The organism is Thiomicrospira microaerophila (assembly GCF_023278225.1).
Taxonomy (GTDB): domain Bacteria; phylum Pseudomonadota; class Gammaproteobacteria; order Thiomicrospirales; family Thiomicrospiraceae; genus Thiomicrospira; species Thiomicrospira microaerophila_A.
In genome coordinates this window covers 1,979,460-2,001,503 of record NZ_CP070959.1, presented here as the reverse complement: position 1 = coordinate 2,001,503, position 22,044 = coordinate 1,979,460, and the positions used below count along the sequence as shown (strand labels likewise).

General features: G+C 46.0%; 19 protein-coding genes. 13 read left to right on the top strand and 6 right to left on the bottom strand.

The window, feature by feature from the left end; all coding sequences use genetic code 11:
- Nucleotides 1-110: 110 nt before the first annotated feature.
- The gene (locus JX580_RS09645; protein ID WP_248850335.1) at nt 111-863 is read left to right on the top strand and encodes a DUF4197 domain-containing protein; all 753 of its coding nucleotides are present in this window, start codon (nt 111-113) and stop codon (nt 861-863) included.
- A 5-nt stretch (nt 864-868) separates the two neighbouring features.
- Here JX580_RS09645 and JX580_RS09640 read toward each other — a convergent pair whose 3' ends face one another.
- Nucleotides 869-2,152 (bottom strand): GGDEF domain-containing protein, encoded by a 1,284-nt coding sequence (locus JX580_RS09640; protein ID WP_248850334.1) that lies wholly within the window; start codon nt 2,150-2,152, stop codon nt 869-871.
- Between the two features lie 99 nt (nt 2,153-2,251).
- On the opposite strand from JX580_RS09640, the gene JX580_RS09635 reads away from it, so the two are divergent.
- From JX580_RS09635 to JX580_RS09620, 4 genes are all read left to right on the top strand, one after another.
- Entirely contained in the window at nt 2,252-4,450 is a 2,199-nt protein-coding gene (locus JX580_RS09635; RefSeq protein WP_248850333.1) for a primosomal protein N', read from the top strand.
- 102 nt (nt 4,451-4,552) lie between these two features.
- Entirely contained in the window at nt 4,553-5,056 is a 504-nt protein-coding gene (locus JX580_RS09630; RefSeq protein ID WP_248850332.1) for a TIGR03546 family protein, read from the top strand.
- Nucleotides 5,053-7,098, top strand: coding sequence for a TIGR03545 family protein (locus tag JX580_RS09625; protein WP_248850331.1), 2,046 nt, complete (start codon nt 5,053-5,055; stop codon nt 7,096-7,098). The genes JX580_RS09630 and JX580_RS09625 overlap by 4 nt, the downstream gene beginning before the upstream one ends.
- 38 nt (nt 7,099-7,136) lie before the next feature.
- The gene (locus tag JX580_RS09620) at nt 7,137-9,995 is read left to right on the top strand and encodes a methyl-accepting chemotaxis protein (RefSeq protein ID WP_248850330.1); all 2,859 of its coding nucleotides are present in this window, start codon (nt 7,137-7,139) and stop codon (nt 9,993-9,995) included.
- 51 nt (nt 9,996-10,046) lie between these two features.
- On the opposite strand, the gene ppx is transcribed toward JX580_RS09620, so the two are convergent.
- Complete coding sequence (gene ppx / locus JX580_RS09615; protein ID WP_248850329.1) at nt 10,047-11,552, bottom strand: exopolyphosphatase; 1,506 nt, start codon at nt 11,550-11,552, stop codon at nt 10,047-10,049.
- A gap of 80 nt (nt 11,553-11,632) precedes the next feature.
- Nucleotides 11,633-13,771 (bottom strand): polyphosphate kinase 1, encoded by a 2,139-nt coding sequence (gene ppk1, locus JX580_RS09610; RefSeq protein ID WP_248850328.1) that lies wholly within the window; start codon nt 13,769-13,771, stop codon nt 11,633-11,635.
- Between the two features lie 346 nt (nt 13,772-14,117).
- Here ppk1 and JX580_RS09605 point away from each other — a divergent pair, with 346 nt between their 5' ends.
- The 6 genes from JX580_RS09605 (at nt 14,118) to nfsB (ending at nt 20,223) form a co-directional block, all read left to right on the top strand.
- Nucleotides 14,118-14,879, top strand: a complete 762-nt coding sequence (locus JX580_RS09605; RefSeq protein ID WP_248850327.1) for an SDR family NAD(P)-dependent oxidoreductase — start codon at nt 14,118-14,120, stop codon at nt 14,877-14,879.
- Between the two features lie 9 nt (nt 14,880-14,888).
- Nucleotides 14,889-15,392 carry a CIA30 family protein gene (locus JX580_RS09600; protein ID WP_248850326.1) on the top strand — a complete coding sequence of 168 codons (504 nt, stop codon included), beginning with the start codon at nt 14,889-14,891 and terminating at the stop codon, nt 15,390-15,392.
- A gap of 79 nt (nt 15,393-15,471) precedes the next feature.
- Entirely contained in the window at nt 15,472-16,104 is a 633-nt protein-coding gene (locus tag JX580_RS09595; protein ID WP_248850325.1) for a histidine phosphatase family protein, read from the top strand.
- Nucleotides 16,105-16,109: 5 nt separating this feature from the next.
- Nucleotides 16,110-18,257, top strand: coding sequence for a putative bifunctional diguanylate cyclase/phosphodiesterase (locus JX580_RS09590; RefSeq protein WP_248850324.1), 2,148 nt, complete (start codon nt 16,110-16,112; stop codon nt 18,255-18,257).
- A 113-nt stretch (nt 18,258-18,370) separates the two neighbouring features.
- Complete coding sequence (gene trpB / locus JX580_RS09585) at nt 18,371-19,570, top strand: tryptophan synthase subunit beta (protein ID WP_248850323.1); 1,200 nt, start codon at nt 18,371-18,373, stop codon at nt 19,568-19,570.
- Nucleotides 19,570-20,223 (top strand): oxygen-insensitive NAD(P)H nitroreductase, encoded by a 654-nt coding sequence (nfsB, locus tag JX580_RS09580; protein ID WP_248850322.1) that lies wholly within the window; start codon nt 19,570-19,572, stop codon nt 20,221-20,223. Before trpB ends, nfsB begins: the two co-directional genes overlap by 1 nt.
- On the opposite strand, the gene JX580_RS09575 is transcribed toward nfsB, so the two are convergent.
- Genes JX580_RS09575 through parS form a run of 3 tightly spaced genes read right to left on the bottom strand, consistent with a single transcriptional unit; the run spans nt 20,220 to nt 21,361 of the window.
- Nucleotides 20,220-20,438, bottom strand: a complete 219-nt coding sequence (locus tag JX580_RS09575; protein WP_283103586.1) for a GDCCVxC domain-containing (seleno)protein — start codon at nt 20,436-20,438, stop codon at nt 20,220-20,222. The two genes, nfsB and JX580_RS09575, sit on opposite strands and share 4 nt — an antisense overlap.
- A 24-nt stretch (nt 20,439-20,462) precedes the next feature.
- Nucleotides 20,463-20,942, bottom strand: coding sequence for an RES family NAD+ phosphorylase (locus tag JX580_RS09570; RefSeq protein ID WP_248850321.1), 480 nt, complete (start codon nt 20,940-20,942; stop codon nt 20,463-20,465).
- Nucleotides 20,939-21,361 (bottom strand): type II RES/Xre toxin-antitoxin system antitoxin, encoded by a 423-nt coding sequence (gene parS, locus JX580_RS09565; protein ID WP_248850320.1) that lies wholly within the window; start codon nt 21,359-21,361, stop codon nt 20,939-20,941. Before parS ends, JX580_RS09570 begins: the two co-directional genes overlap by 4 nt.
- Before the next feature lie 200 nt (nt 21,362-21,561).
- On the opposite strand from parS, the gene JX580_RS09560 reads away from it, so the two are divergent.
- Complete coding sequence (locus tag JX580_RS09560) at nt 21,562-21,687, top strand: type II toxin-antitoxin system prevent-host-death family antitoxin (protein WP_248850319.1); 126 nt, start codon at nt 21,562-21,564, stop codon at nt 21,685-21,687.
- Between the two features lie 40 nt (nt 21,688-21,727).
- A complete protein-coding gene (locus JX580_RS09555; RefSeq protein WP_349251702.1) occupies nt 21,728-22,000 on the top strand; it encodes a PIN domain-containing protein in 273 nt (90 codons plus the stop codon).
- Nucleotides 22,001-22,044 lie beyond the last annotated feature (44 nt).

Genomic DNA, 22,044 nt, shown 5'->3' with positions numbered 1-22,044 from the left:
CCTATCAGGTCAGCAGCAGGCCTGGTAGGTTTTTTATTTTGTGCGAGGGTTTTTGTTAGCCATGTATAATTGCTTTTACGAAAAATGAATTAAGAAATTAGGAGTGGGTGATGGTGAATAAACTGGCATTAGGCTTAGCGATCGGATTAGCAGGTGTATCGATGACTGCACAAGCTAATTGGTGGTCGAAAGCAAAAGAAGCAGCCTCAGAAATCGTGCAAAAACCTGAGGTGAGCCAAGCGGCAAGTCAGTTAACCGGTTTTTCGAATGAAGAATTGGCACAAGCATTTCGTCAAGCCTTGAATATCGGCTCAGAAAAAGTGGTCGCGCAACTTGGTGCGTCGGGGGGTTATACCCATGACAGCTTGGTTCGGATTCCTTTACCGGATCAAATGAAGCGCGTTGACAGTGTGCTTTCAAGGGTTGGAATGGGGCGTTATACCGAAGAGTTGGAGCTTAAGCTGAATGAGGCAGCGGAATTAGCCGCGCCACAAGCTAAGGCTTTGTTTGTCAATGCCATCTCGTCGATGACATTTGAGGATGTGCAGGCGCTCTATCATGGCCCGAATGACTCAGCAACTCGGTTTCTACGGGAAAAAACCAGTGATGACTTGCAACAGCAGATGCGCCCGATTATTGAACAAACGCTAAACGAAGTAGGTGCGGTCAGGGCGTATGACCAAGCGATGGCGCAATATAAAAAGTCACCGTTCGTGCCGGATATTAAAGCGGATTTGATTGGCCACACCACCGAAAAAGGCATGGAGGGCTTGTTTTATTATCTTGGACAAAAAGAGGCCGAGATTCGTGAAAATCCCCTTGAGCAAACAACCGATTTGTTAAAAAAAGTGTTTGGCCGTTAGGCAAGTTAGTCGGATTGATAGATTCTGTAGGTATTGCGTCCGGCGGCTTTGGCTTGATACATGGCGGTATCCGCCAAACGCATTAAGGTTCCCATTTCGCTACCATCCTTTGGGTAAAACGCAATCCCAATGCTGGCGCCAATATTGATATCATGTTGATCAATCTGATAATTGGGTGTTAAGGTGTTGATAATATGCTGAGCGACCTTGGACGCTGACGCCTCGGTTTGATGGCCGTTTAGGATAACGGTAAACTCATCGCCGCCCATCCGAGCCAGAAGGTCAGCTTGACGTAACGCATGGTTGAGGCGGGCGGCAACCAAGACTAATAGTTTGTCACCAATATCATGCCCCAGCGTGTCGTTGACTTGTTTAAAGCGGTCGAGGTCAATAAAAAGCAAGGCGAGGGTAAATTGGTTACGTTTAGCTTTTTGCAGTTCGAGGTTGAACTGTTGGTAAAACAGCGCTCGATTGGGCAATTGAGTTAAGCTATCACGAAAGGCTAGGTTTTCTAGTTTATCGGCTTGGCTTTTGGCATCCTCTGCTTGTTTGTAGAACCAATGAAAAAAATAAGCTAACAACATGCTTAATGCCATAAATCTTAAAAAGTGCCAAAGCCACCAGGTTGCATCCCAAAGTGCGGAGTATTCAAAAAGAATAGCTGATGCCGAAAATAACAGCGTTAATACCGCCAAGGCCCAGTGAGAGAGCTCTGCTTTTTTGTAAAATAGAAGATGTAAGGTCGCAACAAGAAAGCCGACAGCGCCAAGCGTATTTAAAATAATCGCGGTTTCGCTAAAAACACCTTCTTCAACCAACATGGTTGGGAACTGTTGATCCATCATGATCATCGCTAGGCTGATACCAAAACCGATCACTAGCCCCAACCAAGGTAGATGTTTTAGCAGGCTTGGTTTGTGCAGACGCGAGGGCAGTGCGATCATCGCCATAAGCAGCCCACCGATTAACACGCTGACGCTATGAAGGCCAACAAAGGTGTTGCCCGGTTCACTGCTGCCATGAAAAACGGTGATTACCCCCATCGAAAGGAAGCTGGCAACCGGCCAGTAAAACCGAATAGGCAGTGCGTGCGTTTTAACAAGTGTTGTAATATAAATGCCTAGGCTCATATAGACAATGACGCCCGCTCCTTCCAAGAGAGCGTGCAGTATTGGGTTTGGCCAGACCAAGTCGGCGAGAAAAAAATTGGCTATAAGCGCTAAAAATAATGGGATAACTAAGCCAGGTACAATAACCCAACGATTGGCATTTTTAATAAATAGATTCAAAGGTCTACTCGCTAAGGGGTATATAATTTATTATCCCTTTTAATAAACCCAATAACAAGCCTTGTGTTTTCTGAAAGGCTTGGTTAAAAAAGACGAACTATGATTATTCAGGTAGCCCTGCCTGGGCCGTTTTTAACTGCGCTTGACTATGGGGTTGAGCCTAATTTTCAAACTGAAAAGCTCCAGCCCGGTGTCAGGGTTTGTGTGCCTTTTCGCCGACAAACCAAAATTGGATTGCTGCTGGCGGTAGATGTTAAACCAGACTGTGACCCAGATAAGCTCAAACTTCTGATTGAGGTGTTGGATGATCAGCCTTTGTTTTCTGAGCGCGAGTTGGCTTTTCTAAACTGGGCAGCACACTATTATCACGAGCCGATAGGTGAGGTGGTGATGGCCGCTTTGCCCAAGCGTTTGCGAGCCGGAGAACCCCTTGCGTTACCAGGCCTGCTGAGTTGGCAGCGTTCAGCGATGGGGCGTGAAATCAGCCTAGATCAGCTCCCTAAAAATGCCCCTAAACAACGCGCACTTTGGCAAGCGCTGAGTAATAACCAGGCCTGGTCGTCTAGTCAGTTGAATCAGCAGTTTGATGCATGGCGGCCTTTGATCAAACGCTGGGTTTCACAAGGTTGGCTGGAAGAGCGTGAAGGTTCCTGTTTGTCTCATAACGAATTAGCTGATAAACCCGGTCATCAGTTGAATGCCGAACAGCAGGCGGCGGTTGATCAGGTGTTAGCTCAGCAAGCGCAATTTGCCGCTTTTTTATTGCAAGGGGTGACCGGTAGCGGCAAAACCGAAGTTTATTTGGCGATGATTGAAGCGGTGTTAGCCCAGGGTAAACAAGCGCTGGTGCTGGTGCCGGAAATCGGTTTGACCCCACAAACCGCACAGCGTTTTGAATCCTATTTACAAAAGCCGGTGGTGGCCTTGCATTCGGGGTTAAACGATCAAGAACGTCATTGTGCTTGGCAATTAGTGCGTTCCGGCGAGATTCAAGTTTTACTTGGAACCCGTTCTGCTCTTTTTACTCCTTTTGCTAATCTCGGCTTGTGCGTGATTGATGAAGAACATGACCTGTCTTTTAAGCAACAAGACGGTTTTCGTTATTCTGCGCGTGACCTGCTGGTCAGGCGCGCGCAGATGTCAAATGTGCCGGTGGTGCTGGGTTCGGCCACGCCCAGTTTGGAATCGCTTTACAATGTGGAGCAAGGGCGTTACCAACATTTAACCCTCACCCAACGCGCTGGCTCGGCACAAATGCCGAGCATTCGATTATTGGATATTCGCGGCGAGCGCTTGAATGAGGGGGTGTCAACACCTTTAAAAACCGCGATGGAAAAGCACCTAGCCGCCGGTAATCAGGTGTTACTTTTTTTAAATCGTCGTGGCTATGCGCCGGTGCTGATGTGTCATGATTGTGGCTGGCAAGCCGATTGCCCCAGTTGTGATGCGAATTTAACCTATCACCAGGCCTGGCACGAACTTCGCTGTCACCATTGCGGCTTTAGCCAAAAAGCGCCTTTGGTCTGTCCAAAGTGTCAAAGCAAAGAGTTTGTTAATGTCGGTCAGGGTACCGAGCGTTTAGAACAGGTGATTCAGAGCTGGTTTGCCGATAAGCAGGTGTTGCGGATTGACCGCGACACCACTCGACGTAAAGGCAGTCTGGCCGATAAAGTAGAGCAGGCGCGTTCCGGTGAGGCGGATATTTTAATTGGCACGCAGATGTTGGCCAAAGGCCATCATTTTCCCAAAGTAACGCTGGTAGGGTTGATTGACTTGGATCAAGGTTTGTTTAGTGTCGATTACCGCGCCGCCGAGCGTATGGCTCAATTGATTGTGCAGGTTGCGGGGCGAGCTGGCCGAGCTGACCGAAAAGGTGAGGTGCTGATTCAAACCCATCACCCGGAGCATCCTTTATTACGCAGCTTGGTTGCAGAGGGTTATTCGGCTTTTGCAAAAGATGCGCTGGCAGAACGTGAGGCGGCGCAGCTACCGCCTTATGGTTTTCAAATCCTGGTCCGTGCAGAGTCTTTTGACCCGCAGCATGCACTGGATTTTTTAGCGCAGATAAAGCAAGTTTTGTTAGAGGTCAGGGTAGAAGCGCCTTGTGAGGTATGGGGTCCTGTTTCTGCGCCAATGGAACGCAGGCAAGGGCGATATCGTTATCAGCTATTGTTGCAGTCGCAACACCGGCGGAGTTTGCAGGCCTGGTTGTCTCAAGTCGAGGCCGATATTTATCGTCTGCCTTTGGTGTCAAAGGTCCGTTGGAGTTTAGATATTGATCCACAAGAATTACGCTAGTGCTTCGGCTTAATGACACAATAAGAAGATTAAATTGATTTTGTGTGGATTTGTCTTAGAATGATCGAATTAATCACGTTTTTTAAATAGGGTGTGAAAACCATGGGTACATTGATACAACTTTTTAAAGCGCTGAATGCGAACCAATATCCGGGGCAAATTGCGATGTCCTTGACCCTGGGCATGCTGTTAGGGCTAACACCGTTTTTTTCGCCTCATACCCTACTGACGATTTTGCTGATTTTTATTCTTCGCGTTAATTTAGCCGGCGTGCTGGTGGCTTGGGCGATCTTTACCGGATTTGCCTATGCGTTTGATCCATTATTTCACCAGTTTGGACTCTGGGTATTATCGCATCCAGGCCTGCTAGAAATCTGGACTCAATGGTATAACAATCCTTTCTGGCGCTTCTTGAATTTTAACAATACGATTGTGATGGGCAGCGTGGTATTTGCTTATTGTTTTGCCCCTTTATTCTTTATCTTTAGCTGGGTGATGATTCGTATTTATCGCCAAAGATTTTTAGTTTGGATTAATAAGTTTAAGGTCGTTCAACTTTTAAAGGCATCCGATAAAGCGGCATTTGCATCGAGGTTTATAAAATGAGTGATGTTATTCAGTCAACACCAGAGCAGGCCTCTACAAAGCCAGACGTTACTGACAAAAACAGCAGCAAGTCTGTAAAAAAACCGAAAGCCCCTAAAGGCTGGATTCGTTGGTCAGGCATCGTTATGTTGGCGGTTATCGTTGGCGCGGTGTTTGCGCTAGGTTATTTTTTATCCAGCTTGATGCTAAAAAATAAAATTGAACAGATGGCTTCAGAAGCTTGGGGGGCAAAAGTTGAAATCCAACAGTTGGGCTTTGGTTTTGATCCTTTAGGTATTCGGGTTAAAAAATTGGCCGTGACCGATCCTGAGCAACCGATGCAAAATTTGTTTGTGATTGACGATATCAACATGACCGTGAATTTATATCATTTGGTTGTGAAACGTTTTGTGGTGGAGGATTTGCGAGTACAAGGCTTAGCATTGGATGTCCCGCGTAAAATCAGCGGTGCCTTGCCGAAAAAACCGGCTAAACCCCAACTGGATGAGCGGGAAGGTGAAGGCTTTAGTTTTCCTAGTGTTAATCTACCCGCTACCGATGAAATTCTTGCGCGGGAGCGGTTAGAAACGCTTGAATTGGCACGTGCTTTAAGAGAGCAGGCGGATCAAGCTCAGGATGAGTGGAAGCAGATCGAACAGCGTTTACCGCGTGAAGAGCAGCTTCGCCAATATAAGGTCGATATAGACCGCGTATTTGATGGCTCTGTGCGTGATTTGGAAGATTTGAAACAGCGTCAAGAAGCCTTAAAAGCCTTGCAAGAACGCTGGGTCAAGGACAAGTTAGCCCTTCGTGATGCGAATAACTTTGTTCGTAATCAGTCAAGAGATTTACGTCAAGGTGTGTCTGATTTGGTGGATATGCCCAGAAAAGATGTTAACCGGATTATGGAAACCTACTCGTTTGACGAAGAAGGCCTATCCAATATCACCTATCTGCTTTTTGGTGAGTCAGTTCAAGAAAAACTGGATCTTGCTTTAGACTGGTATCGTAAAGCGCAACCTTTTATTGCATGGGTTGAACAATATCGTGCAGAGCAAGCCACTGTTAACCCCCCCAAACCACCGCGTTCGCAAGGTGAAAATATTGCGTTTACCGAGTTTGATCCACAGCCCAAGTTTATGATTAAACGCATTGATTTTGACGGCAAACTCGATTGGGGTGACTTGGTTGCTCAGGTTCGTGACTTAAACTTTGACCATGCGTTTAGTCAAAAACCGGTTAGATTTAATTTGTCGGCACGGCCCCAGTCACAAGTTAAGCCTTTAAGCCTACAGGGGCAGTCTACCAACTTGACCTCGGATCGGGTGATTACACAGTTTAATGCCGATTGGCCTGATTATCAGGTCAAGGATTGGCGTTTAAGCGGTTCCAGTCGCTTGCCAGTTACGATTACTGAAGCGCAAAACCAATTTAGTGCGTCCGGTCAGTTTGAAGGTATTAGTCGAATGGATTTGGCTTTGATTTTTGACTATCAAAACACACGCTTTGATTTATCCGCAGCCGATTCAAAGGATGTACAACGCTATATAGCTCCGGCATTTGAAAGCATTAATGCCTTCAAGGTAGAAGCAGGATTAAAAGGTCGTCTTTATGCCCCTCGTTTTTCTGCGTCTTCTGATTTAGATCGTCGATTAACGGCAGGCTTTAAACAGGTATTTCAGCAGGAGTTAGCGCAGCTTAAACAAGACTTGGAGCAAAGATTACGCGCGGAACTAGCGGTCTATCAAGCCCAGCTAGAGCAACGCTTAATTAGTTATGGTGTTGATGCCGATAAGATTAGAGAAGTTGAAGCGAATATCAATAATATTGAAGCCTATGCGGCTGAGCAGGCGAAAGAGGCCGAGCAGGCTTTGCGTCAAAGAGCTAAAGAAGAGCTGGAAAAGGTTGAGCGTGAAGCGAGGGAAAAGCTTGAAGCAGCCGAAGCAGAAGCGCGTGCTAGGTTAGATGCAGAACGCGAGAGACTGGAAGCCGAGAAGAAAAAAGCCGAAGATGAAGCAAAAAAACGCCTAGAGCAAGAGCTCAGACAGCGTTTACGCTTTTAGTTTTTAGCCTTTAGAGTTAGATAATAAAAGAGAACCGGATGAAAAATAACCTGCCCGTTACAACCCATGAGCGATTGATTCCTGATGGCATGTCATTGGTTTCAGAGACAGACTTAAACGGCAACATCACTTCTGCCAATGCCGGTTTTGTCGAGGTAAGCGGTTATGGCTTGGATGAACTGATCGGGCAGCCCCATAACATTATTAGGCATCCCGACGTACCTGAGGCCTGGTTTGAAGACTTATGGACGCAACTTAAGCAGGGTGAACCTTGGCATCAATACCTTAAAAATCGCTGTAAAAATGGTGATTATTATTGGGTCGAAGCAAATATCGCACCGGTGATGCAACAGGGGCAGTGTGTCGGTTATAAGTCGGTGAGAACGCCGCTTGATCGGGACTTAATCCCTAAGGTAGAGCAAAGTTATGCCGACGTTCGATCCGGTAAGCGCATTTTGCGCCAAAGCGTGCTGACATCGCCTTGGCGCGAACGTTTGGCGCGTTGGAGCCCCTTGCCGAAAAAAAGTATTCTTGCTCAAATTATGATCCCTTTGGTGATTATGGCGGTGATGTGGAGTGTATTACTGCAACTTTACTTGCAAAGTGTTGCAGATGATCTATATCAAGGCGCAGTGGTAGAGCGCCATCAAATTTTACAAAGTAATTTGGCTTCTGAAGTTCAAGGTATTGGGGCGATGGCATTAACCAATGCCGTTGGTATTGCCAGTAACTCGGCAATTATCTATGGTTTGCATGACAAACAACAGGTTGTTTTGTGGCAAATTATCCAAGTCAATTACCAGCACTATACGGATACTGCAAAGCTAGAAGGTATTGGATTGGCTGTTTTTGACGCTAACCTCACGCTACAAACTTCTGCCGGTGCACCGATCAGCCTTCGACAATTACCTGCCCAACCCTTAACCCAAGTGGTGTTTGAGCAAGGCAAGGGTTATGTACGTGCAGTTGTGCCAGTGCCCTTCGGTGAACAAACATTGGGTGCTGTGGTGATGTCTATTCCGCTCAGCCAGATTGCACAAATGGAGCACGCCAGCGACCGTCTTTATGCCAGTATGCTAACGGAAACTTCGCAACCAACTTTAATATCAACGGGTGACGGAGCGTTAGATAGTCAATGGACTTCGTTGTTGAAGGATTTAGATATTAGCGCGATTTTAGAATCCGGCTTTAGTATCAAAGACGGTTATTTGGTTATGCTGGAGCCAATTAATGATCAGCAGGGACAAGCAGTCGGTGCTCATTTGGTGGCTGAGCCGATGACGATTTTAAACCGGGTTTTAAGTGATAGTTATTTTATGATTTATGTCGCGCAAGCGGCGATGTCTGGCGGCTTTATCCTGTTGTTGATCCAGGTCTTCGGGCGTTTGAAGTTTTCAATTTTACGGCCATTAAAGCAAATGACCGATAAGATGGACTTTGCGGCAGACAATGGCAGCTTGTCAATTCGAACGGAGTCTTTAAGTCAAGATGAAATTGGGCGGGTTGGCCGCAGTTTTAACCATTATCTTACCAGTGTGCAACACTTGATGGTTTCAGTGTCGGATATGATGCAATCCATATCACAAGGTCAGCTTAAACAACGAATTGACTCAGACTCAAAAGGCGATTTAGAAACACTTAAAAATCAGGTGAATGACTCTGCTGATCAAATTGCTAAGGTGTTGGGCGAAATTCAGGGGGCGATAGAGTCCTTAAAGCAGGCGGATTACCGTTACCAGGTCGTCGGTGATTATAAGGGCGATTATGCTAAGATGATTCTTGGTCTTCAAACTGCGATGAGTGATACTCAGGGCGCGGTTAATGCGATTAATCGGGTTATGCAGTCTATTTCAAAGGGCGAGTTTTCTGACCGTTTGAGTTTAGCGCTTAGCGGTGACCTAGAAAACTTAAAAACCCATATTAACCAATCACTTGATCAGTTAGAAAAGGGCATTAGTGAAACGGTTGATGTTGTTGTTGCTCAGAGTGAAGGTGATTTAACCCAGCGAATCAGCGGTGACTATTCCGGCAAGCTTTTAGTGATGGCCGATGCGGTGAATTCATCGATGAATAATATGGCGAACGTGGTGAGTGAGTTGCAAGTTGCTGCATTTACCGTTTCTGATGCTGCTAATCAGATCGCCACTGGCAGCTCAGACCTATCGGATCGGATTCAAACTCAAGCGGCGACACTACAGCAAACCGTTGGCAGCATGGACTCGATTACTATTGTGGTAAGAAAGAATGCCGACAGAACACATCAGGCGGCCTTGTTGGCGAAGGATGCTAAGCAGAAGGCGCAAGAAGGTTCGACGGTGATGCAACAAGCCTTATCCGCTATGTCTGAAATGGCGGATTCTAGCCAGAAAATTGCGGATATTATTGGCTTGATTGATAGTATTGCGTTTCAAACAAATTTGTTGGCACTGAATGCAGCCGTCGAGGCCGCGCGGGCGGGTGAGCAAGGTCGAGGCTTTGCCGTAGTGGCCGGAGAAGTCCGTGCTTTGGCACAGAAGTCAGCCGCTGCTTCATCGGAAATTCGAGCGCTAATTGAGTTAAGTGTCAAGCAGGTGGCATCTAGTCAGAACTTGGTCGGCAAAACCAGTGAAGAGTTTTCAAGGGTTGTTGAGCAGATCTTACAAATGCATAGCCTAATTGGTGAGATAGCCAATGCTAATATCGCACAAACCGATAGTATCGAGGATTTAAACAAAGCAATTGATGGCATGGATAGTGTGACGCAGCAGAATGCCGCATTAGTTGAAGAAACGGCATCGGCAGCGGATACTTTACGTGCTGAAGCAAAAGATATGCAGCAGCAAGTTGGGTTTTTTAAAATTGAATCGGTAGTGGCGGCTAGCCAAGCAAGCCTCAAACTAAACAAGCCTAAGGCGTGAGGCGGTTATAGGCTAACAACCAGGCCTGGTTGTTAGCCTATTAGAGATTGGCTATTCAAACGTTAGTTTAAAACCAGCGGCTTCAATCCGTTTGGCTTCAATTTCAAGGTCTAATTGCGACAGTGGATGGGATTTTAGCCAGTCATCTTCAAAGCGTAGATGAAGTTGATGCTCGTTTTCGATCACAAGCAATACTTCCGGGCATTCCGGATCACGACCACGGTGAATCCTAACCGCCAATCTTAGCAGTATCGTCAGAAAAATCAGCTTGGTATTGTGGGGCTCTAATAACGAATCAAAAGCTTCTTGGACAAATTTACCACGGTGATTGAGCATCATCACAGCCAGCATCTGCTTTTCTTGGTTAGTAAATCCCGCCATATCAGCCTGTTCAATTAAATAGGCAGAGTGGTGACGGTAACGCTTATAGCTGATCGCAATACCACACTCATGCAGTTCGCTAGCCCAATTGAGCAGTTTTGGATAGTCATACTCACTGTCACGCAATTGCCAGATGTTATGCGCTTGATTAAACAGAGAACGCGCTGTTTTAGCGACCATCGAGGCTTGAGACTGATCGACACGCATCCATTGCTGCATCGCACGAACACTTGACTCACGTGAATCTTCAGCAAACAGCCGTCCAAGCGTATCAAATACCAAGCCTTCACGCAGCGCATTACTGCTAATTTGCATTTGCTGAATTTTAAGTTCTTCAAAAGTTGCGATTAATACGGCTAAGCCGCCAGCAAGCACCGGGCGTCGATCATCTTTTAAGCCGTTAATTTGGCAGTTTTGCGCACTGCCGGCTTTAATCAATTCGCCACGCAGTTGTTGAAGGCCGTCTTGAGTTATACAGCCATCCGACCAGGCGTTTTCAAGCAGCAGTTGGCCAATCGATTTAATGGTACCGGATGCGCCATAAGCCGTGTCCCAACCCAGTTGAGTGAGGGTTTTTCGATGAGGGCGCAATATCTGTCGGCAACTGGCAATCGCCCGATTCATTCGCTCTGCGGTAATAATATCCTCGTCAAAAAAGCATTGCGTCATACTGACACAGCCCATTTCAGTACTGGTGAGATGTTCGTTGCTAAATCCACGACCGATGATGTATTCGGTACTGCCGCCCCCGATATCCATCACAAGGCGCTGTTCTTCGCTTTTAGCGAGGCCATGTGCCACGCCAAGGTAAATTAAACGTGCTTCTTCTTGTCCAGATATGATTTCAATATGATGCCCGAGGGCTTTGCGCGCCGCGATCAGGAATTGACGGCTGTTTTGAGCATTACGTAAAGTATTGGTGCCGACAACACGGACATTCGCAGAAGGGATGTTTTTAATCAGTTGACCAAAGCGGGTGAGACAGTCGAGTCCTGCTTGGAATGCCTGTTCATTAAGGCGTCCGTTTTCATCTAGGCCGGATCTCAGTCTGACCATTTCTTTGTGTTTGTCAACCACTTGGAGTTGTCCGTGCACTTCACGTGCTACGATCATGTGAAAGCTGTTTGAGCCTAAATCAATCGCGGCATAGAGATCATTTTCATGTGAATCTGTCATAGGGTTTGGCACATTATTTACAAATTTCGGCTAGTCTAATCGTTTTTAGTCGATAAACCAAGCCGAAATATCGGGTGGGGTCAACTCTCGGTTTGAGGGCTATACTTTTCTATTAAGGCAAGTTGCGCATTAAAAATAGCTTCGTCTTCTTGAGGTTCGTGCAATTTGTAATAACCATCAGACTGCAGTTCCCAGGCAGAGGTGGTGTCATCTAGGTAGATTGCTAACCCCTCAGTGAAGACTTGTTGAAAGCAATCAGGGTCTAAAATTGGAAATCCAGTTTCGACACGAGCCAAAAGGTTACGACGCATCCAGTCAGCGCTTGAGCAGTAGAGTTCAGGGGCTTGACCGTGGTTTTCAAAATAATAAACACGGTGATGTTCTAAGAAGCGTCCAATAATAGAGCGTACACGAATATTCTCGGAAAGCCCTTCAACGCCGGGTACAAGGCTACATATGCCACGCACGATTAAGTCAATTTGCACCCCGGCTTGAGAGGCTTGGTATAGGGCATCGATGATGCCTTTTTCCTGAAGCCCATTCATTTTTGCAATAATGCGCGCCGGTAACCCTTGGCGTGCATTTTCAGCTTCGCGGGCAATTTTTTCCAGCATTCCCGAATGTAGCGTAAAGGGTGACTGGAGTACAACTTCCAGATCATTGGTATTGCCCAGACTGGTTAGTTGTTGGAATATTTTGGTTACATCACGGCCTATCGCGGGTCGGCAGGTGAATAGCCCGAAATCGGTATAAAAACGTGTAGTGATATGGTGATAATTGCCGGTACCCAGGTGAACATAATGACGAAGTTTGTTGTCTTCACGGCGAACAACTAAAATCATTTTGGCATGGGTTTTATAGCCAACCACGCCATAGACAACATGAACGCCTGCGTCTTGCAAGCGGGTGGCTTGTTGAATGTTGTTGTCCTCATCAAAGCGCGCACGTAATTCGACCACAGCGGTTACTTCTTTACCATTGTTCGCGGCGCGAACCAAAGCATCAATAATCGCTGATTTTTCACCTGTACGGTACAAGGTCATGCGAATCGCCAGTACATCAGGGTCTTTAGAGGCTTGGTTTAGGAAATCAATAACCGGTGCAAATGAGTCGTAAGGATGATGAAGCAGGATATCCTTGCGATTGATTTGCTCAAACATATTGGTTTGTTGTTTTTTACGCGTAAACAAGCGGAAAGGGTTCTTGCCTGACTTACTGGGGGTCAGTGCTTTGGGCAAGTAGGGCGGGAATAGAAGGTCGGGGCGATTGACCATGCTCGGCACCGCATCTAAACGATGAAGATTAACCGGTCCATTAACCTGATAGAGCGCGGTTTCATCCAATTTAAAGCGATCAAGCAGATATTCAACCATCGCCGGTGGACAGTTGTCGGCAACCTCCAACCGAATGGCATCGCCATAATGGCGACCATAGAGCTCGCCTTGAAGCGCGCTCATAATGTCATCGACTTCTTCTTCGTCGATAAATAAGTTGGTGTTACGTGTAACGCGGAACTGGTAGCAACCGGTAACGGTCATGCCTGGAAACAGGTTAGCGACATTTGAGTGCAAGATAGATGATAAGAAGACAAAGTCGTTTTCACCCTCGGTGGCTTCTATCGGCAATTTAACAATGCGAGGCAATGAGCGTGGAACCTGAACAATAGCCAAACCGTTCGAGCGTCCAAATGCGTCTTTGCCTTCCAAAGACACAATAAAATTCAAGCTTTTATTGAGTATTTTTGGAAAAGGATGGGACGGATCTAGACCCATTGGGCTTAGAACAGGCTTTAGCGATTCTAAAAAGAAATTACGAATCCACTCTTTTTGCTTGTCATTCCAGTGATTGCGGCGAATAAAGCGAATATTTTCTTTCTCTAACGCTGGGATAAGGATGTGGTTCAGGGTGTGGTATTGGTCCTTAACCACTTCATGTGCCACTTGGGTTAGCATGGTAACGGCATCATCAGGGCGCATATTATCCGGTTGCGTGCGTGCTGCGGAATCTTTTGTTAGTTCGATCACGCTCGCCAGTCTGACTTCAAAAAACTCATCCATATTGCTACAAGAAATACATAGAAACTTGAGTCTTTCTAAAAGCGGAACGTCCGGGTTTTTTGCTTGAGCCAATACGCGGCGGTTAAACTCCAAAAGGCTTCGTTCACGGTTAAAGTAAATCGGTTCAATTGGATTAAGCATTGGCTCAGTGAATTCGCTCATGGCAGGACCTCGTTAATGGATTTATTATTACCATTTTAGCCTAATGCCAGCCGATTATCATGACGGTTTAATGAAATCCCCTTGGTTTTTTTGATGACTTTGAGTTTGCATAAAAAGTCATAGTGGGTTGGCTGGGTAAAACTCATATCACTAAGAGTGTAATCAGCGTTGTTTTATAGGTTTTGAATTATTTGGAAAGCAAGCACTAAATTTTTTCTGGTTGTTGACTTGGGGGCACTTCCTCATTTAGAGGAAGTATTATTGATATTTAGGTTTGTTAATCTAATTTTAGAAGTGCTTGTGTTATGGTCAACATCTAATCTAAATGGCGTTTTAGGAGACTAGCATGGCTGATAAAGGGTTCGCTCTAGTGGGGGCGAATGGTGCGATTGGTTCTGCATTGGTTAGACAAGCGTTGAAGACAGGGGAGTATAGCGAGTGTGTGAGGTTTAGCCATCGGCCTTTAGCTTTGCCTAGTTTATCGGTTAAATCGATTGATTTAACGCTTGATTATATTGCGCAAATGTCTATCGAAAAACAATGGTTGAATGTTTACCAGGCCTGGTCGCATCAAGCTGATAAGCCTAATCCAATGAAGTCTATAGCCCAACTTTGGATAGCGACGGGTTTTTTACATAATAAACAGATCCAGCCTGAGCGTCGGCATGAACAGATGAGTGCCGAGTCATTGCAGTTTGCTTACCAAATGAATGCAGTGGCTCCGATGTTATTTTTGTCACAATGGATGCGCCATTGGCCCCGGCGTACACCCTTGAAAATTGGTATCTTGTCAGCAAGGGTAGGCAGTATTAGCGATAATCGCTTGGGTGGTTGGCACAGTTATCGTGCCAGTAAAGCAGCATTAAATATGTTGATTAAGAATCTTGCAATTGAATTGCGTCGAAGTCATCCGTTGGTTACACTGGTTGGGTTTCAACCCGGCACCACACAAAGCCCTTTGTCTGCGCCCTTTATTGGGCGTGTGCCCGAGGAGCAGTTACAATCGCCTGATTTTACTGCCGTGCATCTTTTGCAGGCTATGGCGAATCGCTCACCAGCCGACTCAGGTTTACTATTTGATTTTCTAGGTCAGGGCTTTGAGCCCTAGGAGAGAATAATGCATTATCGTTTATACCCTGTTGATCCAAGTTCAACGGAAAGTGGGCAGGCTTGGGATTATGTTAGTGATCAAGTGATGGGGGGTCAATCTCAAGGTCAAATTTTGCAGCAGCAGGAGAAGAGTGGAGGTTGGGTCACCTGCTTACAGGGTGAAGTCAGTCTAGAAAACAACGGTGGCTTTATTCAAATGCAATTTGACTTGTCTGCCATTAAGGATATTTCGCAGTTTGATGGCTTTTATGTGACCTGGCGCGGTTTGGCTCCAGCGGTGGCCGCGCATTTAAAAACGTCCGAATTGCGCCAGCCTTGGCAGTCTTATAAAAACAATCTATTCCCTGCTTTGGATTGGAAAAATGATTATTGGACCTTTTCGCAATTTGCGCCTTATCGGACGGGTATCCCCCTTAATTTAGAAAGACTGACACGATTTGGTTTATTAGCTATCGGCCAGGCTGGCGGGGTGAATCTCTGTGTACGTGAGTTAGGGTTATTTAAAAGATAATTAGGCCATAAACCGTTTTTTATTTGAGGTTTCTAAGGTAGAATCTGAAAAAGTTGCTTTCAAAAATGTAGAGTTTTTTATGAAACGATGGTTGGTTGTATTTTTTTGCTTGTTTGTAATCTGGCTTAAGCCGGCTTTGGCAGAAGATGAGTTTAAGGATGTGGTTAAGGCGAGCCCGCAGTTAATAGATGCTTTACGTCAAGGCGGCTTTGTTATTTATATGCGTCACGGTAAAACCGATACTAAGCAGCCTGACCAAGTTCCAATTGATCTGAATGATTGCGCTACACAGCGTCCTCTTTCGGCAGAGGGGCTGGTTGAATTAGAAATGATTGCGCGACACTTCAAGCAGCTAAACCTTCCTTATCAAGCCGTGTTGACTAGCCCCTTGTGCCGAGCCAAGCAAACAGCTGAAATCGTATTTAACCCTCCTCTTACTATTGATATGAATCTACAATACACGGCTGCCTTAACGACCCAACAAAAACAGCCAATTATTCAACGTACGCTCGAATTATTATCTGAACCTGTTGTGGGTAACACTAACCGAGTGTTGGTTGCGCATGGCCCCAATTTAGTCGAGGTTATGCAGTACTTTCCGCCAGAGGGCAGTTTGGTGTTTTTTAGACCCTTAGCTTCTGAGGGTTTTGAATATCTTGCGACGCTAAGCCCGAATGATTGGCCTGTTGTTATCAAGCAGCTGGGGTATTAGTTTTTATGAAGACCAGTCGCACGTTATTGTTGTTGTCATTTTGGCCAGTGCTGTTGGTTGCTTTGTTTACTATTATCACTGCCTACTGGGTTCTTTCGTCAATTAACCAGCAATCTGCAAAAAACCATCAGCAGCAACTCCAGGATTTAATCGTTGTACAAGATGCCGCCGCCTTTAGCCAGCAGATAGGTTCGGTTCATCAGTCGGTTGCCGAGCGGATTATTGAGGCTAAACGAGGCGAAATATCAGAGGTACAGCTTTATCGTTTTCATGCACAGGTTGTCGATGAGCTGGCTGTGTTAGCAGATCAGGTCACCCTGTTAGTTGAATCAGAGCTTTTGCGCGAGGTGAATCATGGCAGCGTGATTAAGCTTCAGCAGGCTTTTCAGACCTATCGCCGTTTTGTCATTATGTCCACAGAGATTATTGCGATTGACCCCAAGGTGGCTCAGGACTATTTACACCAGGCGGAACAGCACTTTATTGACTTCTCAGTTTATATTCAGCGTATCACTTTTTTATTGTCTGAAAGAGCCGCGCTTAGAAACGCCGAGTCTTTTATCAATCAGCAGCAGTTTTTGTATAGCGTGATTGTTATTGGATTATTGAGTCTAGTTGTAATCCTGCTTTTGATTTTGTTTCTAGCCGGCTTGGTTAGTAGAAAAATCTTAGTGATTGCAAGTACATTAAGTGCGATGGCTAAAAGTGATGAGCCGCCCAAAACAATGCTTGAAATTGAGAAAATGTATGCTACCGACCGAGGCGAATTTGGCCGAATTGCTGGCGCTTTAATCAGTTTTTGGCAGGCTGATAAAAAACGTAAACTGGCTGAGGCGGAAGCCTTTCAATTGGCATTTTATGATCCACTCACCCAGCTGCCTAATCGCCGGCTTTTAATGGAGCGTATCGATTATTCTCGGTCATTGAATGATTTGACTTCTAGCTTTTCTGCCATCCTATTGTTTGATTTAGATAATTTTAAAACAATTAATGACTCCCAAGGCCATAAAGCCGGCGATCAGTTGCTGGTTGAAGTGGCTGAACGTTTGGTCAAGCGTGAAGTCATTACTGAGAGCCATATTGCGAGAGTGGGTGGCGATGAATTTGTCGTTACGCTTGAGGGTTTAGGGTCAGATGAAGCTTCGGCAGCGGCTAAGGCTGAACAGCTTGCTGAGAGCCTAAGAGAGCAATTGAGTCAACCTTACCTACTCAATAGTATTCCGCACTTTTTAACGCCGAGTATCGGTGTCGTGCTATTCAGAGGCATGGAATGGTCGGTTGAGGATTTGTTGAAGCAAGCTGAGACTGCGATGTATAACGCCAAATCGAATGGTCGAAATCGTGTCAGTTTCTATGATCCGTTTATGCAGCAAGTACTGGTCGCGCGCGCATTATTGGAATCTGAATTGCGTGATGCGATTGAGCAAAACCAGTTTGAACTCTACTATCAGTTACAAGTCGATCAGCAACAGAAACCAACTGGTGCAGAGGCTCTGATACGATGGCATCATCCTGAGAAGGGGCGAGTGTCTCCAGCGGATTTTATTCCTTTGGCTGAGGAAACAGGCCAAATCAAGACCATAGGGCGTTGGGTTTTGCGAACAGCGTGCGATCAACTGCAGCAGTGGCAACGAGACCCCGCCACTGAGTTTTTATCGCTCTCAGTTAACGTCAGTGCTCAGCAATTCAAAGAAGCCGGTTTTGTGTCAGAAGTCAGTCAGATTATTGAAAACGCTCAAATCAATCCGCATAGATTGAAGATTGAATTAACTGAAAGTACCGTTTTAGACAATATGGAAGAAGCCGTTCAAAAAATGAACCAGCTGCGTAAGATGGGCGTTCAGTTCTCATTGGATGACTTTGGTACCGGCTATTCATCTTTACAGTATTTAAAACGCTTGCCACTAGATCAAATAAAGATAGATCAATCATTTGTTCAAGATATTGTGGACGATCAAGATGACTCGATTATTGTTCAAACGATTATCGCTATGAGCGCTGCGCTTGGTATTGATGTTATTGCTGAGGGCGTTGAAAACCAAGCCCAACAACATTTGCTTGCTGAAAAGGGCTGTCGTTACTATCAAGGCTATTTGTTTGGCAAACCCTCTAAGATTGATGAGTTTAATCAATCGCTCCAAGCTATTTTATAGAGTCATTGTTTTCGTAAAAAGCTGAAGCGAGTTTGAACCAACTCGAACAATGCGTTAAATCAGGTTAAAATGAATTCACCAAATTTCGACTAACGCATTCAGAAGGTTATTTTATGTCTTATCTTAAACAACAACCCAATCAAGACGGTTATTTTGGTGATTTTGGTGGCGCGTTTTTGCCGCCGGAACTCGTGCCGCATTTTGCAGATATTAATCGTGCCTATATGACCTTAGGGCGTTCAGCCGACTTTTTAAACGAACTGAAATATATTCGCAAACATTATCAAGGCCGCCCAACGCCAGTATATTACGCTCATAACTTGAGCAAGGAAGTCGGTGCGCATATTTATCTAAAGCGCGAAGACTTGAACCATTCCGGTGCGCACAAACTCAATCATTGTATGGCCGAAGCGCTGCTTGCCAAGCACATGGGAAAAACTAAGTTAATAGCCGAAACTGGTGCGGGGCAACATGGGGTGGCGCTTGCCACAGCCGCGGCCTATTTTGGCATGGAATGCGAAATTCATATGGGTGAGATCGATATCGCCAAAGAAGCGCCCAACGTCACCCGTATGAAACTCTTAGGGGCGCAAGTCGTGCCGGTCGGATTTGGTGGGCGCAGCTTGAAAGAAGCAGTTGATTCGGCGTTCCAATCTTACCTTGGTCAAACTGAGCAAGCAATTTTTGCCATTGGCTCGGTGGTCGGGCCGCATCCGTTTCCAATGATGGTCAGAAACTTTCAAGCGATTGTCGGAATTGAAGCGCGTGAACAGTATTTAGAATTGGTTGGTGAATTGCCGGATGAAGTCGCGGCCTGTGTGGGCGGTGGCTCGAATGCGATGGGCATGTTTGCCGGCTTTATCGATGATGCCGAGGTTGGCTTAAACGGGGTTGAGCCATTAGGCAAGGGCACCAAGCTGGGGGAACATTCGGCGACCATGACCTATGGCAAACTGGGAATGATTCATGGCTTTAAATGTATGTTATTGTCTGACGAAGAAGGCAATCCAGCACCGGTACACTCGATTGCCTCTGGTTTAGATTACCCCGGCATTGGCCCGGAACACAGCTTTTTGAACACCACCGGGCGGGTGAAATACCACGGCGCAACCGATGCCGAAACCCTAGATGCGTTTTATAAACTATCGCGGATGGAGGGAATTATCTGCGCATTAGAAAGCGCGCATGCCGTTGCTTGGGCGATGAAACACGGTAAAGAAAACCCTGGCAAAACCATCTTGATCAATTTGTCGGGTCGCGGTGATAAAGATATTGACTATATCACCCAAAACTTTGGCTTTGGAGAAGGTTGATGAACATTATAGAGGTCGCCTCGAGACGTTATTCAACCAAGAAGTTTGATTCCAGTCGTTTGCTGACGCCTGAACAATTGTCGGACGTGAAAGCTTTGTTGCGTTTAAGCCCATCTAGTGTCAATTCACAGCCTTGGCATTTTGTTATCTCAGATACAGCGCAAGGCAAGGCACGGATTGCCAAAGCGGCCGGGGGGCAATATGTTGCGAATGAAAGCAAAATTTTAGATGCCGCTTTCTCGGTGGTGTTCTGTGTTAAAACTGATTTCACTGACGACTATTTGGAGGCCTTGCTGGAGCAAGAGCAGCAGGATGGTCGGATTGACTCGGAAGAGATGAAGGCCAAGGTTAGAAAAGTACGCGCATTTTATGCCGATTTACATCGGGTTGAATGGCAGGATACCCAGTGCTGGATGGAAAAACAAGTTTATCTCAATATGGGCGCGTTTTTACTGGGTGTCGGCGCGATGGGGTTGGATGCGGTGCCGATTGAAGGGGTGGATACCGCGATTTTGGATGCCGAGTTTGGCTTAACCAAGCAGGGCTATAAAGCCTTGGCGGTGGTTGCGGTAGGTTACCAAGCCGAGAACGATTTTAACGCCAAACTGCCCAAATCACGTTGGCCGGAATCCATGCTATTCAGCGAAGTTTAACCGCAGCAAGATCCTTGTGCGCCGCTTAACTGAATCGGCGGGCAAGGTACATCCCCATAAGAACAATAAACACAACAATCACCGGCCAGTGGCTTTAGCAATGCGCCACAAAAAGTGCACTCATAAAAATACTGACAGGCATCCGTTGGCATTTGCTCGGTTTTACTTTGACCGCAGTTTGGGCAGGTCAAGGTCGAATCCAGTTGTATATCCATCAGCGCCTCCGCTATTCAATAAATCTAATGTTTAAGTCGCTGGTCAAATCTAAAATCAAATGATTTCGCAGCCGTTATGACTTCTTGAAATCGTAAATGGTTTGGATTGAGCAGGTAGTTGGTTTCGATTTTGTATGGGCTTATTACGCTGGGTATGGCGAGAGCTAGGCCTGAATTGACATCCTTAAGCCACTTATCCCCTATATCCGCCAATTCAACCGGGGCAGGATATTCCTCCCAATTATCAGGGAGTTGTTGGTCAGCGAGCTTATCTATTTGGTCAATCGGTATGCTCACCTCAAACAAGGTATAAGCCAGCATGAGTGCCTCTTTATTGAGGTGAACCAGCATTTCCAGTTGCGCCAAGGCGGGTGAATTAGCTAGATAGATACAGGCCTGTCCCACTGAGTTCCAGCGCCCCCCATTGATTTTAGCGCCTTGTCCATTGAAAGCGGTTTCGGCACGTTTGGTTTTGACGATGCGGTAGGCCTTGATGTGACTCAAGTGAATACTCCATCCTCAAGTCGCCCGATAAGGCGCAATACCATTTCAGAGCCGGCTTGCGTTTTAATCAAGTCGATAGGGGCGCGATCTCCCAAGCCTTTTACCGACGATTGCAGCCAGTTTTTAGCGGCGAGTTTATCACCTTCAAAGAGATCAATCGCGCTCGATAAAACCTCGGTGAAACGATATAGCCTGTCGCTTTCATCTTGATTTAGTCTGCCAACACTCGCTCGCCTGTTATAAGTTGAACGATTTAATCCTAAGCTTTCTATCAGTAACTGTTGAGACACGCCAGAATATTCAGCCACGCGTTTTAGCGTGGTATGCTTGAATCCGCGTTCAACTTCATTTAGTAAGCGAAGCCCGCCGCGCGGGATATCCGCAACAGACCAAACGCTTGTATCACTCACTGTGCCCATAAGTCTGCTCCAAGTAAAACAATTATATGTTTCAAATGATATACCTGTGCACGCAATAGTTCAAGCACGGGGCTATTCACTTAGCCCTCAAGGCACCTGATTTAATCAGTGCATGCACCACCAGGCCTGGTTGTGGGCTTGTTGCAAAAATATATAAAATGCTTAAATTGGTCATTAATCTAGTCAGAAAGAGGTTTGTTATGCACACTTGGCCGGTACATGACGCCAAAGCGCGTTTTAGTGAATTTTTAGAAACCTGTTTACACGATGGCCCACAGATGGTTTCAAAACGAGGACGTGAAGTGATGCCGCTAGAAGGCGAGTGACAGACGCTATGTACCTTCTCGACACGAATGTTATTTCTGAATTAACGCGCGCGCAAGACCCACAAAAGCACAGGAAATTGAGGCCTGGCTAAACCGCGTTGCAGAAAGTTACAATATTCTACCGCTGGATGGCAAGGTGTTTCGAGTTTGGGTTAAATTGATGCACGGTACTTCCAATACGCTTTACGAAGATGCCATGATTGCCGCCACCGCAAAAGTCCATCATTTAACCGTGGTAACAGGTAATCTCGCCGATTTTAAAACGCTTGATACCGACTGGCTAAATCCGTTTGATGGAGCGCGTTCGGAATGACGCATAAACTGAGCTGTCATTAGTGCCCATAGTTTTCACCAGGC